Consider the following 13,004-nt stretch of genomic DNA (forward strand, 5'->3'; position numbering starts at 1 on the left):
GACCAGGGGCAGGCCGAAACGGGCGCCCGCCGCGTCGAGGGCTTCGACCTGCGCGCCGGCCGTCACACCCGCGATGCCCCGGGCGACGGTCCAGTCCCGGCCGTCGCGATGGCTGGTGACGACGACCGCGAGCACCGGGCGATCCGCGCCCCAGGGTTTCAGGCCGAATCCGGCCAGCATGTTGCGCAGGGCGTCGTCCCGGAAGGTCGGGCGCAGGAAATAGGGGCGATCCCTTGTCCCCTGTTCGTCACCAACCGGTAACGCCTTCATGCGATCTTCATATTCGAGATCAAGGACCGCACCCGCCGCACCCGGTAAAAGCACTTGAAGGCGCGCGTCTTCAGCCAGCGCCGGCCGGCCCGAGACGCGGACCAGAACCTCGACCAGGCAGACCCCAAGGCCGCGCGCGCGCTCGGCCTCGCCCTGGCCGGTCACCAGCGTTTCGCACCATGTCAGCTTGTCCACCGGCCGTGCTCCCGCCGCTCCGGCGGCGCAGAGGGTAAGGGACAGGATCACCAGAGGCGGCATTCTCATGGCACCAAGAATATCAGGCCGCTGGATCTGTCGATATGATGGCTTTTGCCATTCTTTTGTCACGGTAACGGGGTAGGTGGAACGCAAGGGATTGTGGTATCGTGGCAATATGTTCAGAAGATATGGATGTTTGCCGGCAAAGGTCGGTCAATAGAGCGCGATGAGGAAGAAACCCGAGATCCGACAATATGCCGCCCTGCCGATCGACCTGTCGTCGGGCGAGCCGCGGATCGTCCTCGTCACGTCGCGGACCACGGGGCGCTGGATCGTGCCCAAGGGCCGGCCGGAACCCGGCCTGCCGGGCCACGAAGTCGCCCGGCGCGAAGCCTTCGAGGAAGCGGGGCTGATCGGCACGGTGTCGCATAAATCGCTCGGCAGTTTCATCGGCCCGAAGGGGCAGGGCAGCGACGCGATCACGGCGCGGGTCTTCGTCTATCCGTTCCGGGTCTCGACCTATCTCGACGATTTTCCCGAGAAGGGCCAGCGCGAGATCCGGCCCGTCAGCTTTCTCGATGCGCTGATGCTTCTGTCGGACGGCGGGCTGATCTCGCTCCTGCTGCGCAACGAACACCGGCTGGTCGACGTCCTGCCACCGCTGGCGGCGGTCGGCGCCGACCTCTGAAGCCGGTCAGGGGGCGGTTCCAACCCCCCGAGGCGGCACGCCGACCGCGTTTTCGCCTTCGTCGCGCCGGGCGCTCAGGCGATGGCCGAAGCGGCGGGCGAAGAAATCCCTGATGTCGTCGACGACGGTGAAGACCACCGGCACATAGACGAGGCTGAGCAGGGTCGAGGTGATCAGCCCGCCGATGACGGCGATCGCCATGGGCGCGCGGAATTCGGTGTCGGCGCCGATCCCGATGGCGATGGGCAACATGCCCGCGCCCATGGCGACCGTGGTCATGATGATCGGCCGGGCGCGCTTGTGCGCCGCCTCGATCAGCGCCTCGCGCCGGCTCATGCCGCTGGCGCGCTGATAAAGGACATATTCGACCAGCAGGATCGAATTCTTCGCGGCGATGCCCATCAGCATCAGGAGGCCGATCAGCGCCGGCATCGACAGCGCCTGTCCCGTGACGAACAACAGGCCGAAGGCGCCGCCGATCGACAGGGGCAGGGCGGTCAGGATGGTGGCCGGATGGGTGAAGCCCTTGAACAGCAGGACGAGCACGACATACATCAGGAACACGCCGGTGCCGAGGGCGATCAGGAAGCCGGTCATCAACTCGGCCAGATTCTCGATGTCACCGGTCGGCAGTTCGATCACCTCGGGCGGCAGGTGGCGCATGGCGGGCAGGGCGTGGACCCGCTCGGCGGCGACGCCGAGCGGAATGCCGATCAGTTCCGCCTCGATCGCCGCGCTGCTGCGCCGGTCGAGCCGGTAGATCTGGGCAAGCCCCGCGCCATGCTCGATGTCCGCGACGGCGGCCAGCGGGACGGAGCCGCCATCGGCGGTCGGCACCCGCAGGGCCGCCAGGGTTTCGGCGTCATGGCGCGATTCCTCGGTCAGCATCAGGCGGATCGGGATCTGGCGGTCGGGCAGGTTGAATTTCGGCAGGGCCTGGTCGATGTCGCCCAGGGTCGCGACCCGGGCGACCGCCGCCAGGGTCTCGGACGACACGCCAAGGGCCGCCGCCTTGTCGGGCTTCGGCACGATGCGAATTTCCGGCCGGGCCAGATTGGCGGTCGAGGCGACATTGGCGAGGCCATCGATGCCGCGCATTTCCCGCTCCACCTGCGCGGCCGTGCGGGCGAGAACGCCTGCGTCGTCGCTGACGAGGGCGAGCTGGAACTTGGCGCCCGACGAGCCGTCGGCGCCGAAGCGCACGCGGGTGCCCGGCACCTGGCGCAGCAGGGCGCCCACCTCGTTCTCGAACTGTTGCTGGCTCAGCTTGCGCTCGCCGCGCGGCACCAGGTTGACGACGACGGTGGCGCGCCGCACCTCGCCCAGAAGGGCGCCGCCGCCGCCGGGGCCGCCGGTCACCGTATTGGTGCCGATCGAGACATAGATCGATTTCACTTCGGGCCGCGCCTTCAGCCGCTCGGTCAGCTGGCGGACGGCGGCATCGGTCTCGTCGATGGTCACGCCCGGCGGCAGTTCCACCGACATGACGGAACGGCCGCGGTCGCTGACCGGCACGAAATCATTGGGCAGCAGGGTGGTGAGGCCGAGGGAGCCGATGAAAATGCCGATTCCGGCGACGAGGACGGCGAAGCGGCGATCGAGGCACCAGCCGAGAAAACGGATATAGGACGGCATCCAGCGCGGCTCGCGGTGCGGATGCGCGTCCTCGCCCCGCAGCATATAGGCGCCCATCAGGGGCGTGAGCATGCGCGCCACGACGAGGGAGAAGGCGACGGAAACGCAGGCCGCGATGGCGAAGGACTGGAAGAACTGGCCGACCACGCCGGGCATGAAGCCGACCGGCATGAAGACGGCGATGATGGTCGCCGTGGTCGCGACCACGGCGAGGCCGATCTCGTCCGCCGCCTCGATCGCCGCGGCATAGGGTTTCTTGCCCTGGGAAATATGGCGGACGATATTCTCGATCTCGACGATGGCGTCGTCGACCAGGATGCCGACGGTCAGCGACAGGGCGAGCAGGCTGACGATATTGATCGACTGGTCGAGCACCATCATGACCGCGAAGGTCGGGATCAGCGACAGCGGCATGGCGACCGACGCGATGAAGGTCGCCCGCCCGTCGCGCAGGAACCACCAGACGACGAGGACGGCGAGGGCCGCGCCCAGCGCCAGTGCCTCGACCGAGGCGTAATAGCTCTCCAGCACGAAATCGACGCCGGAGGTCACCTCCTCGAATTCGACATCGTCGCGGGCGGCGTCGAGGGCATGAATGGCGGCGCGAACCTTCTCGGCGACATGGACTTCGGACGAGCCTTGCGTCCGCATCACCGAAAAGCCCACGACCTCCTCGCCGTCGAAACGGGCCCTCGTCCTGGGCTCGGCGAAGGAATCCTCGACCGTGCCGAGGTCGGACAGGCGCAGGGAGCGGCCATCGGGCAGATCGATCCTTGTCGCGGCCAGGGCCTCGACCGATATCGCGCTGCCCACGGTGCGGATCGTCTGTTCGCCGCTGCCGATGGTGACCCGGCCCCCCGGCAGATTGGTGTTGGCCCGGCGTAAGGAATAGGAAACGGTCTGGGCCGAGACGCCGAGGGCGGCCATGCGTCGCGGATCGAGACGGACGCGGATCTCGCGCTCGACCCCGCCTTCGCGGACGACATCCGAGACGCCCTTCACCGCCAGCAGGGCCTTGGCGATGTCATTGTCGACATACCAACTGCGCTCGGCCGGGGTCATGGCGGGGGCGCGCACGGCATAGGTGAAGAGCACCCCGCCCGAGGCATCGACCTGGGTCACCACCGGATCCTCGGCATCGCCCGGCAGATCGGCGCGGATGCCGGCGACGGCGTTGCGCACGTCATTGGTCACCCGGTCGAGATTGACGCCCAACTGGAACTGGATGTTGGTGACCGAGATGCCGTCGCTGATGGTCGAGGTGATGTGCTTGACCGCGCCGAGGCCCGCCACCGAATCCTCGACGATGCGGGTGACCTGGGTTTCCAGCTCGCTCGGGGCGGCGCCCGGCTGGGCCACGGTGATATTGACCACCGGCACGTCGACATCGGGCGTGTTGTTGATGCGAAGAGCAATGAAACCGGCCAGCCCCGCGATGCTCAGCACCAGGAACAGCGCGATGACCGGAACCGGGTTGCGGATCGACCAGGACGACAGACCGTTCACGACCGGGCCTCCGCCACGCCGACGACATCGCCATCGGACAGGAAGCCGGCACCGAGCAGGGCGATGGGATCGCCGGTCTTCAGGCCCTGGCGAATCTCGACGAGGCCGTCGCGGCGCAAGCCGGTCTCGATCGGGGCAAAGCGGGCGATGCCGGCGTCGCCGATGACGAAAACGCCTTCGATGCCGCCGCGCCAGACGATGCTGGCTTGCGGCACCATCAGGAGATCGGCGGTGCCCAGATCGATGCGGGCGGTGGCGAACATGCCGGGGTGCAGCCCCGCATCCGGGCCCAGGGCGAGATAGGCGATGCCAAGGCGGGTGCGGGGATCGACGGTGGGGCTCAGCCGGCGCAACGTCGCGGGCAATGTCTCAGGCCGGCCATCCACCTCGATCGCGGCGGCGAGGTCGGGGCGCAGCCGGCCAAAGGCGGTTTCCGGCACTTCGGCCTGAAGTTCCAGCCGGCCGTCGCGGATCAGGCGGAACATCTCGCTGCCGGCATTCACCACCTGACCGAGATTGACGCCGCGCGCCGAGACGATGCCGGCCACGGGGGCGCGGATCACCGTCTGCGCCAGCCGGGCGTCGATTTCGGCGAGGGCGGCTTCGGCGACGGCGACATTGGCGCTGGCCGTCCGCTGCGACGCCAGACGCTCGTCGAGGCTTTGCTGGCTGACGGCACCGCGTGGTTGCAGGTCGCGGGCCCGGGACAGATTGGCCGAAGCCTCGGCCAGCATGGCGCGGGCCGCTTCCAGATTGGCCGCCTGCTGGGCGCGCTGGGCCTTCAGGACCGAATCATTGAGGCGCAGCAGGATGGCGCCCGCCGCCACGCTGTCGCCCTCGTCCGCCGCCACCTCGACGACGGCAAGACCCTGAGCCTCGGCCGCGACCGTGATCTCCTCCCACGGGCGGATGGTGCCGGAGGCGACGACCTGGCGGGCCAGCGGATGTTCGGCCGCGCGCACCACGGTCACGGTCATCGCCGGGGGACGCGAGCCCTCGGCCCAGGCCGTCGGCGGGGTCAGGGCCAGGCAGAGCAGGCCTGCGGTCAGCAGCAGGGGACGGAACATGGCCATGACGGGGCTCGCTATATCGGTTCGATACAGTAGATGTATATTGACTAACTCGTCGGTCAATGAAAAAAACGGAATATGACGACAATCGCAGCCGATGAGACGGCTTCCCTCACCCCCGGCATCCGCCAGCGCCAGAAGGCCGCGCGGCCCGGTCAGATCATTGAAGCGGCCTTCGCGGAATTCGCCGAAAAGGGCTATGCCGGCGCCCGGCTCGAGGATGTGGCGCGGCGCATCGGCGTGACCAAGGGCACGATCTATCACTACTTCCCGGGCAAGGAAGATCTGTTCAAGGCCATGATCCGCGCCCATCTGCTGCCGCTGATCGAGGGGATGCGGGCGATTTCGGCGGGCGAGGCCAGCGGCCGCCTGCTGCTGACGACGCTGATCGACCGCGCCTACGACGATCTTGTCGGCAACGCCAAATCGCGGGAATTCGTTCGCCTGATGGTCGGCGAGGCGTCACGGGTGCCGGAACTGGCCCAGTTCTTCCATCACGAATTGTTCAGTCTCGCCGATGATCTCATTCTCGGCGTGATCGAGCGGGGCGTGGCGACCGGGGAATTCCATCCCCTGGCGGCCGCGCGGCTGGCCGGCTTTCCCGACGCGATCGTCGCGCCGGCCGTCATGGCCTGCCTGCAGGTGGTGATCAGTTCGACCATCGGCGCGCCCATGCCGAATGTCGCCGCGATGAAGGCGGCGCATCTCGATCTGCTGCTGAACGGCCTGCTGGCGAGGGCCTGAGGCCCGGCCTCTCTCAGTCCACGAAGGGATCGTGGACCAGGATGGTGTCGTCGCGCTCGGGACTGGTCGACAGCAGGGCGACCGGGGCTTCGATCAGTTCTTCCACCCGCTTCACATATTTGATCGCCGTCGCCGGCAGGTCGGCCCAGCGGCGCGCGCCCTGGGTCGATTCGGACCAGCCTTCCATCGCTTCGTAGACCGGCTCGACCGCGGCCTGATCGCCGGCGGACGAGGGGAAGTGGCGGATGATCTCGCCGCGCAGGCGATAGCCGACGCAGATCTTCAGTTCCTCGAGACCGTCGAGCACATCGAGCTTGGTCAGGGCGATACCGTCGATGCCGCCGACCTTCACCGCCTGGCGCACCATCACGGCATCGAACCAGCCACAGCGACGCGGCCGGCCGGTGACCGTGCCGAATTCATGGCCGCGCTCGCCCAGCCGGCGGCCGACCGCGTCGGTCAGCTCGGTCGGGAAGGGGCCGCCGCCGACGCGGGTGGTATAGGCCTTGGTGATGCCGAGGACATAGCCGACCGAGCGGGGACCAACGCCGGAACCCGCCGCCGCCTGGCCCGAAACCGTGTTGGACGAGGTGACGAAGGGATAGGTGCCATGGTCGATGTCGAGCATCGAACCCTGCGCGCCTTCGAACAGCACGCGTTTGCCGGCGGTGCGCATTTCGTCCAGCACCAGCCAGGCCGGGCGGGCGAAAGGCAGCAGGCGGGGCGCGATCTCGGCCAGTTTCGTTTCCAGCGCCGGTCGGTCGACCGGCGGGGCGCCGAAACCGGCACGCAGCGCATCGTGATGGGTGATCAGCGCATCCAGCCGGCGCGACAGGGTGGCCGGGTCCGCCAGGTCGGAAACGCGGACGGCGCGGCGGCCCACCTTGTCTTCATAGGCGGGGCCGATGCCCCGGCGGGTGGTGCCGATGCCGCCGGTCTTGCTGCCATCCTCGCGGAAGCCGTCCAGTTCGCCGTGCACGGGCAGGATCAGGCAGGCATTGTCGGCCAGCACCAGATTGTCCGGGCTGATGGCGACGCCCTGGCCCTGCAGCCGCTCGATCTCGCTGAACAGCGCCCAGGGGTCGACCACGACGCCATTGCCGATGACCGAGATCTTGCCGCCGCGCACGATGCCCGACGGCAACAGCGACAGCTTGTAGGTGACGCCGCCGATGACCAGCGTGTGGCCGGCATTGTGACCGCCCTGGAAACGCACCACGCAATCCGCGCGTTCCGACAGCCAGTCGACGATCTTGCCCTTGCCCTCGTCGCCCCATTGGGCGCCGATCACTGCAACATTGGCCATGGTCTCTACATCCTTGGACGCAAGGTGTGATGGTTCGCGGGCTCAGGCCGCGACGGGCGCGACGGCGCCCTCTGCGTAAATATGGCTGCACCCGAGGCGGCGGGCTTCGGCCCGCGCATCGGCTTCGGGCGCCAGGGCGGCGACGGTACGATGGCCGGCGGCGCGCAAAGCCCGCGCGGCATCGGCCGTCGTGCCAAAGGGCAGGTAGACGAAAGTGCCCGGCCCCGGCTTCGGCAGGGAGCGCAGCAGCGAATCGACATAGAGCGTGAAGCCCACCGCCTCCTCGGTGCCGCCATCGGGACCGACGAGATCATAGCGACCGCCCCGGCCCAGCTCGCCCCGGACGCCGGCGGCCAGCAAGGTGAAGCCAAAGCCCGTGTGATATTCGTGCGAGCGGTATTCGCCGGGATCGACGGTCAGCATGAGACCCGGCGCCGCCTCGCGGATCTCGGCGATCAGGCCGGCCAGTTCGGCGACACCGGTCCGGGCCTCCGGTGGCAGGTCGAGGGTGGCGAGGGCGGCCAGCGCCCGGTCGGCGGGGCCGGCGGCTTCAAGGAGGACATTGAACAGGCGGAAGGCTTCGGCGGGCAGGCCTTCAAGCTCGCCGGCATCCTTGCCGTCGAGCGCGTCGCGCGCCTGCTGCGCCAGCCGGGGCGGCAGACCAAGAGCGGCGGCGATCGCCGGCACCAGGGTCGGCAGGGTCAGGTCGACGGTGACCGGCCGGGTGTGACCGCAGGCGGCCAGTGATTCGAGGGCCAGCAGGACGACTTCGGCATCGGCGGCGACCGAGCGCGTGCCGATCAGCTCGATACCGGCCTGGGTGAACTGCCGCTCGGGCCGCAACTGGGTGCCCTTTACCCGCAGCACCTGCCCGGCATAAGCGAGGCGCAGAGGCCGGGGCGTGTTGCGCAAACGGGTGGCGGCGATGCGGGCGACCTGCACCGTCATGTCCGAACGGACCGCCATCAGTCGCTGGCTGGCCGGGTCTACAAGGCGGAACATATCCGTTCCCTGCGCGGCGCCGGGGCCTTGGGTGAGGCTTTCCTCGAATTCGATCAGCGGGGGTTTGACCCGTTGATAGCCGTGGGCAGCAAAAGCCGACACGAGCCGCGCGACCACGGCCGCCTCATGTTCGGCGGCGGGGGGCAGTTCGTCTTGCAGGCCTTCAGGCAGCAGGGCGCGGGCGGCGTATTCCGTCATGGCGGGCGGAGTTTACTCATGCCGGCCCTGCCGTCCATGGAAAAGGCAAAGAAAATCCGTGGCGGTCCGGGATGGCTGCCCTGCCGAAACCGGTGCGCCGGCCTATCGTCGGCCGGAATCCGTGCCCGTCCCGCCTTCCTGCGGCCGCGAAAGGTTCATCGCAAGTGCAAAAACTGCACCCATTTCCGGCGGGTCCGACCCGAAACGGGAAATTCCATGGCTGTTCGCGATAAGAGATACTGCTACTGTCTTGAATAATTAAAAGAGACCGGCCCTTCCCCGAAGGGAAGCGAGCCGGCGACAGGCGGGAGGGAGCGGACGACGCCCGAGGCGATCATCCTCCGGACAGGAGGGGCGGGCGTGGCCGATCCGAACCTTGAATAATCTTGCGGTTGGGGGGCGGCCGATGCTGTTTTCCCATGGCGTCAAGACATGACTTCGACCAGACCGGCCGCGCATCGCGGCGGGCCCCTTTGACAGGTCGGCATTCGCCATTGGTCGTCGGCTTTGCCGTCGCCGACGGCGGACACACCGTGTTGGATGTTCACGAGGCTCGGAAATGCTGGAACTTCGCCACAGTGGCCCGTCGCAGGAACAATTGAGCCTGCTGATCGGCCAGATCTACCAGGGTGCGTTCGAGGATATTGCCTGGAAGCAGTCGCTGGAATTGCTGCGCGAATTGCTCGACGCGCGTTTCGTCACCCTGTCCATCGTGGCCAAGTCGGCGCTGCGCCAGGAGGCGACGATCAACGCGGGGCCGATCGATTTCGACCAGTTCCTGACCTATGAAAGCGAATATCAGAAGCACCGTCCCAATGTGGAAACGCGGCTCGGCCAAGTCTACACGATCAACGACTGGCTGACCCTGAACCGGTCGGAATTCGGCAAGTTCAACGAATTGCTCGAGATCGGCGGCATCAACCACTACATGGGCGCCTGGGTCTGCAGTCTCGAGAATATCGACTGTTTCGTCCGGGTGATGCGGGCCCGCGACTCCGATCCCTTCGTGAAGGAGGAAGCGCATCTCATCTCGCTGCTGGCGCCGCATTTCGCCCGCTCGCTGGAATTGCGCTCGCGCATGACCCAGTCCGAGATGGTCAACCAGATCTATGCCGATGCCATGGACCGGCTGGCGGTCGGCGGTCTCGTTCTCGACGAGAACGGCAAGGTCATCGTGATGAACTCGATCGCTTCCGACCTGATGGGCCGGCGCGACGGGCTGTCCATGGTCAATGGCTCGGTGCGCGCCACCTCGACCCATGACGACCGCGCGCTGCAGGCGCTGATTCGCGCCGCCCTCAACGCCGAGGCCGTGGCGGCCGAGGGGGGTGAGCGGCTGCACGCCCAGGCCCTGTCGATTACCCGGCCATCGGGCGCGAGGGACCTTGGCCTCGTCGTCAACGGCATCCGTCTCGGCAACAAGATCTCGGACCGCTGGCGCTCCGGCGTCACCATCTTCATCCGTGATCCGGAATCGGCGGTACGGGCCGATCCGGCGATCCTCAAGCAGTTGTTCGGCTTCACCCAGGCGGAATCGGCCCTCGCCACCCAGCTCTCCAAGGGTGACAGCCTCGAGGACGCGGCGGCGGAGTTGAACATCCGCTACAACACGGCGCGGGCCCATCTGCGCTCGATGTTCGCCAAGACCGGGGTCACCCGTCAGGCGGAACTGGTGCGCATCCTCGTCAACGGCGTGGCGCCACTGGGCTGTCTAGACCGGGCGCACTGATCGGTGGTCCGGACATGAAAACGCCCGGCGGCGATCTCGCGGGATCGCGGCCGGGCGCTTCAGCGTGACGGCGAAGCGGACGTTCAGGCGTCCTGGGGCGGGGTCCCGCGCAGGCGGATGACGACATCGACCCGCGCCACTTCCATGCCCATCGGGGTGGAGGGCAGATTGGCGATGGCGATTTCCGCCCCCGGAATATCGGCCAGGCGGCCGCTGTCCTCGAAGAAGAAATGGTGATGGTCGTCGGTATTCGTATCGAAATAGGCCTTGCCCGTATCGATCACGACCTCGCGCAGCAGGCCGACACCGGTGAACTGGTGCAGCGTGTTGTAGATCGTCGCCAGCGAGACATCGACGCCGGCGGTCTTCGCCTCGGCGTGGAGGGTTTCGGCCGTGACGTGGCGATGCCCGTTCTCGAACAGGATCCGGGTCAGGGCCAGCCGCTGGCGGGTCGGACGAAGGCCGGCGGCCTTCAACCTCTGCAGGGCATCGCGGAAGGGCCTCTCGGGGCCGGTGGTCCTGCTCATGCGTGTTGCTCCCTCGTCAATCGCCCGTGACCAGACGGTCCACGAGCTGGCGAACGGTCGGCACGAAGCCGTTGGAATAGAAAGGATCGGTGCCGAAACGGTAGGCGGAATGACCCGCGAACATCAGGTTGTTCTCGGGATCGCCGCCATGGGCGATGTCCTGCAACGTCTTCTGGATGCAGAAGCTGCGCGGGTCCGCCTTCTTGCCGGTCGAGCCTTCCTCGCCCTGCGACCAGTTCGAGAATTTGCAGGCCGACAGGCAGCCCATGCAATCGATCTGGTCCTTGTGGATTTCGCGCGCCTTCTCGGGCGTCACGAACACCATCGTGTGATCGGGCGTGCGCATGACCTCGGTGAAGCCCCGGGCCATCCAGCCCTCGGCCCGCTCCTTGTCGTGCGGCGTGACGTAGACCAGCCGGCCGCGGGCGCCGATGGCCAGCGCCGCCTGATGGTCGCCCACCGTCTCCGACGAATAGGCGATCTGGCGCTCCGACCGTTCTTCCAGCTCGCGCAGGAAGGGGTTGTGCACGGCCGAGGAATAGAAGCCGGTGGGCGAGAAACGGTGCAGCGAAACCTCGCCCTTGGCGATGCGGGTCAGGCGCTGCTTCCAGCTCTCGGGGATCGGGCTTTCCTGGGTCAGCAGGGGACGGGTGCCGAACTGGAAGATGATCGGCCCGACTTCCGGGTTATCGATGAAATGCTGCCATTCGCGCAGATACCAGACGCCGCCGGCCATGATCACCGGCGTATCGTGCAGGCCGGCCTCGTTCATGTCCTTGCGCAGCTGGACGACGCGGGGATAGGGATCCTCGGGCACCAGCGGGTCTTCGGAATTGGACAGGCCGTTGTGGCCGCCGGCCAGCCACGGATCCTCGTAGACGACGCCGCCGAGGAAGTCCGAGAACTTGTGGTAGGCGCGCTTCCACAGGGCGCGGAAGGCGCGGCCCGAGGAGACGATGGGATAATAGTTCACGCCGAAGCTGGCGGCGATCTCGGCCAGGCGATAGGGCATCCCGGCGCCGCAGGTCACGCCATGGACGATGCCCCTGGCGCCTTCGAGGACGCCCTTCAGCACCCGCTCGGCCCCGCCCATTTCCCACAGGACGTTGATGTGCAGGCGGCCCTTGCCGCCCGAGACGTCATGGGCGCGCTGCACCTGGGCGATGCCGCCGTTGATGCCGTAGCTGACCAGTTCCTCGTGCCGCTCGCGGCGGGTCTTGCCGAGATAGATCTGCGGAATGACATTGCCATTGGCGTCATAGCTGTCGGCATTGACGGCGGAAACCGTGCCGATACCCCCGGCCGCGGCCCAGGCGCCGGACGAGTGTCCGTTGGTCGCAGAGACACCCTTGCCGCCTTCGAGGAGCGGCAACACCTCGACACCCTGAATACGAACCGCGTTTAGCGCCTTCATTCCGACCGATTCCCGATAACCCTGACCGTCCCGCTGCATGGCGGAACGATGACGTCTCCAATATCGTCTACATATAGCGTATCGCAGGCAGCAATAAAGGCCTGCCGCGCCTTTCGAGGGGGGGTCGCGTCAATTTTGACCAGTGTGAATGAAAATTCGTCACCCTGTGTGCGCAACACCACTGTTCAGCCCCATCGCCCGCGATAGACTGCACGCGATTTTCAGGGTTTTTCAAAGGCGGCAAGGCATGAGTGCGCCGATCTTCATCAGTCACGCATCCGAGGATCGTGAGTTCGCCGAAAAGGTCACGGCTTATCTCGAACAGCGTGGGGTGAAGTGCTTCATCGCGCCCCGGGATATCCGCCCCGGCGCCGATTACGCCGAGCAGATCATCGACGGGCTGGACGCGGCGGGGGCGATCGTCTTCCTTTTGTCGGAAAACTCGAACAAGTCGATCTTCGTGCGGAAAGAGATCGAACGCTCGGTCTCCAAGGGCAAGAATGTCTTCACCGTCCGCATCCGCGAGGTGACGCCGGCCCGCGCGCTCGAACTCTTCGTTTCGTCGGAACAGTGGATCGATGCCTGGCGGCCGCCCATCACGCAATATCTCGACCGCCTGGCCGAGGGGATCGCGGCGACGCTGAACATCCAGCTCCTGCCCCAGCCGGATCTGGCCGTCTTCGTACCCCGCCCGGCCGAGAGCGCCGCGCCCGCCGC

At 67.1% G+C, this 13,004-nt stretch carries 11 protein-coding genes; 4 read left to right on the plus strand and 7 right to left on the minus strand.

Annotated elements, in window-relative coordinates; all coding sequences use genetic code 11:
* Positions 1 to 465, minus strand: a 465-nt coding sequence (locus WAZ62_RS10495; protein ID WP_422643474.1) for a DUF2066 domain-containing protein, incomplete at its 3' end; no start/stop codon positions are given.
* Positions 466 to 694: 229 nt separating this feature from the next.
* On the opposite strand from WAZ62_RS10495, the gene WAZ62_RS10500 reads away from it, so the two are divergent.
* Positions 695 to 1,156 carry an NUDIX hydrolase gene (locus tag WAZ62_RS10500; protein ID WP_422643475.1) on the plus strand — a complete coding sequence of 154 codons (462 nt, stop codon included), beginning with the start codon at positions 695 to 697 and terminating at the stop codon, positions 1,154 to 1,156.
* Between the two features lie 6 nt (positions 1,157 to 1,162).
* Here WAZ62_RS10500 and WAZ62_RS10505 read toward each other — a convergent pair whose 3' ends face one another.
* Positions 1,163 to 4,297 (minus strand): efflux RND transporter permease subunit, encoded by a 3,135-nt coding sequence (locus WAZ62_RS10505; protein WP_422643476.1) that lies wholly within the window; start codon positions 4,295 to 4,297, stop codon positions 1,163 to 1,165.
* Positions 4,294 to 5,370, minus strand: coding sequence for an efflux RND transporter periplasmic adaptor subunit (locus WAZ62_RS10510; RefSeq protein ID WP_422643477.1), 1,077 nt, complete (start codon positions 5,368 to 5,370; stop codon positions 4,294 to 4,296). Before WAZ62_RS10510 ends, WAZ62_RS10505 begins: the two co-directional genes overlap by 4 nt.
* 75 nt (positions 5,371 to 5,445) lie before the next feature.
* On the opposite strand from WAZ62_RS10510, the gene WAZ62_RS10515 reads away from it, so the two are divergent.
* On the plus strand, positions 5,446 to 6,111 hold the full coding sequence (locus WAZ62_RS10515; protein ID WP_422643478.1) for a TetR/AcrR family transcriptional regulator: 666 nt from the start codon (positions 5,446 to 5,448) through the stop codon (positions 6,109 to 6,111).
* 13 nt (positions 6,112 to 6,124) lie between these two features.
* Here WAZ62_RS10515 and WAZ62_RS10520 read toward each other — a convergent pair whose 3' ends face one another.
* Together WAZ62_RS10520 and WAZ62_RS10525 are read right to left on the minus strand one after the other, a co-directional pair.
* Positions 6,125 to 7,417, minus strand: coding sequence for an adenylosuccinate synthase (locus WAZ62_RS10520; RefSeq protein ID WP_422643479.1), 1,293 nt, complete (start codon positions 7,415 to 7,417; stop codon positions 6,125 to 6,127).
* A gap of 42 nt (positions 7,418 to 7,459) precedes the next feature.
* Positions 7,460 to 8,617 carry an ATP phosphoribosyltransferase regulatory subunit gene (locus tag WAZ62_RS10525; protein ID WP_422643480.1) on the minus strand — a complete coding sequence of 386 codons (1,158 nt, stop codon included), beginning with the start codon at positions 8,615 to 8,617 and terminating at the stop codon, positions 7,460 to 7,462.
* A gap of 559 nt (positions 8,618 to 9,176) precedes the next feature.
* Between WAZ62_RS10525 and WAZ62_RS10530 the strand changes: the two genes are divergently transcribed.
* The gene (locus WAZ62_RS10530) at positions 9,177 to 10,346 is read left to right on the plus strand and encodes a helix-turn-helix transcriptional regulator (RefSeq protein WP_422643481.1); all 1,170 of its coding nucleotides are present in this window, start codon (positions 9,177 to 9,179) and stop codon (positions 10,344 to 10,346) included.
* A gap of 83 nt (positions 10,347 to 10,429) precedes the next feature.
* Here WAZ62_RS10530 and irrA read toward each other — a convergent pair whose 3' ends face one another.
* Both irrA and WAZ62_RS10540 read right to left on the minus strand, forming a co-directional pair.
* Positions 10,430 to 10,873 (minus strand): iron response transcriptional regulator IrrA, encoded by a 444-nt coding sequence (gene irrA, locus WAZ62_RS10535; RefSeq protein ID WP_422643482.1) that lies wholly within the window; start codon positions 10,871 to 10,873, stop codon positions 10,430 to 10,432.
* A gap of 16 nt (positions 10,874 to 10,889) precedes the next feature.
* A complete protein-coding gene (locus tag WAZ62_RS10540; protein WP_422643483.1) occupies positions 10,890 to 12,287 on the minus strand; it encodes an NAD(P)H-dependent flavin oxidoreductase in 1,398 nt (465 codons plus the stop codon).
* 247 nt (positions 12,288 to 12,534) lie between these two features.
* On the opposite strand from WAZ62_RS10540, the gene WAZ62_RS10545 reads away from it, so the two are divergent.
* Positions 12,535 to 13,004: toll/interleukin-1 receptor domain-containing protein (locus WAZ62_RS10545; RefSeq protein ID WP_422643484.1), on the plus strand; the 470-nt coding region annotated here is incomplete at its 3' end.

Origin of the sequence: Zavarzinia sp. (assembly GCF_049306435.1) — a bacterium.
Lineage (GTDB): Bacteria > Pseudomonadota > Alphaproteobacteria > Zavarziniales > Zavarziniaceae > Zavarzinia.

Coding starts and splice junctions, on each gene's coding strand:
- WAZ62_RS10525 (WP_422643480.1), bottom strand. CDS start 8,617: ATGACGGAATACGCCGCCCGCGCCCTGCTGCCTGAAGGCCTGCAAGAC.
- WAZ62_RS10540 (WP_422643483.1), bottom strand. CDS start 12,287: ATGAAGGCGCTAAACGCGGTTCGTATTCAGGGTGTCGAGGTGTTGCCG.
- WAZ62_RS10530 (WP_422643481.1), top strand. CDS start 9,177: ATGCTGGAACTTCGCCACAGTGGCCCGTCGCAGGAACAATTGAGCCTG.
- WAZ62_RS10515 (WP_422643478.1), top strand. CDS start 5,446: ATGACGACAATCGCAGCCGATGAGACGGCTTCCCTCACCCCCGGCATC.
- WAZ62_RS10510 (WP_422643477.1), bottom strand. CDS start 5,370: ATGGCCATGTTCCGTCCCCTGCTGCTGACCGCAGGCCTGCTCTGCCTG.
- irrA (WP_422643482.1), bottom strand. CDS start 10,873: ATGAGCAGGACCACCGGCCCCGAGAGGCCCTTCCGCGATGCCCTGCAG.
- WAZ62_RS10520 (WP_422643479.1), bottom strand. CDS start 7,417: ATGGCCAATGTTGCAGTGATCGGCGCCCAATGGGGCGACGAGGGCAAG.
- WAZ62_RS10500 (WP_422643475.1), top strand. CDS start 695: ATGAGGAAGAAACCCGAGATCCGACAATATGCCGCCCTGCCGATCGAC.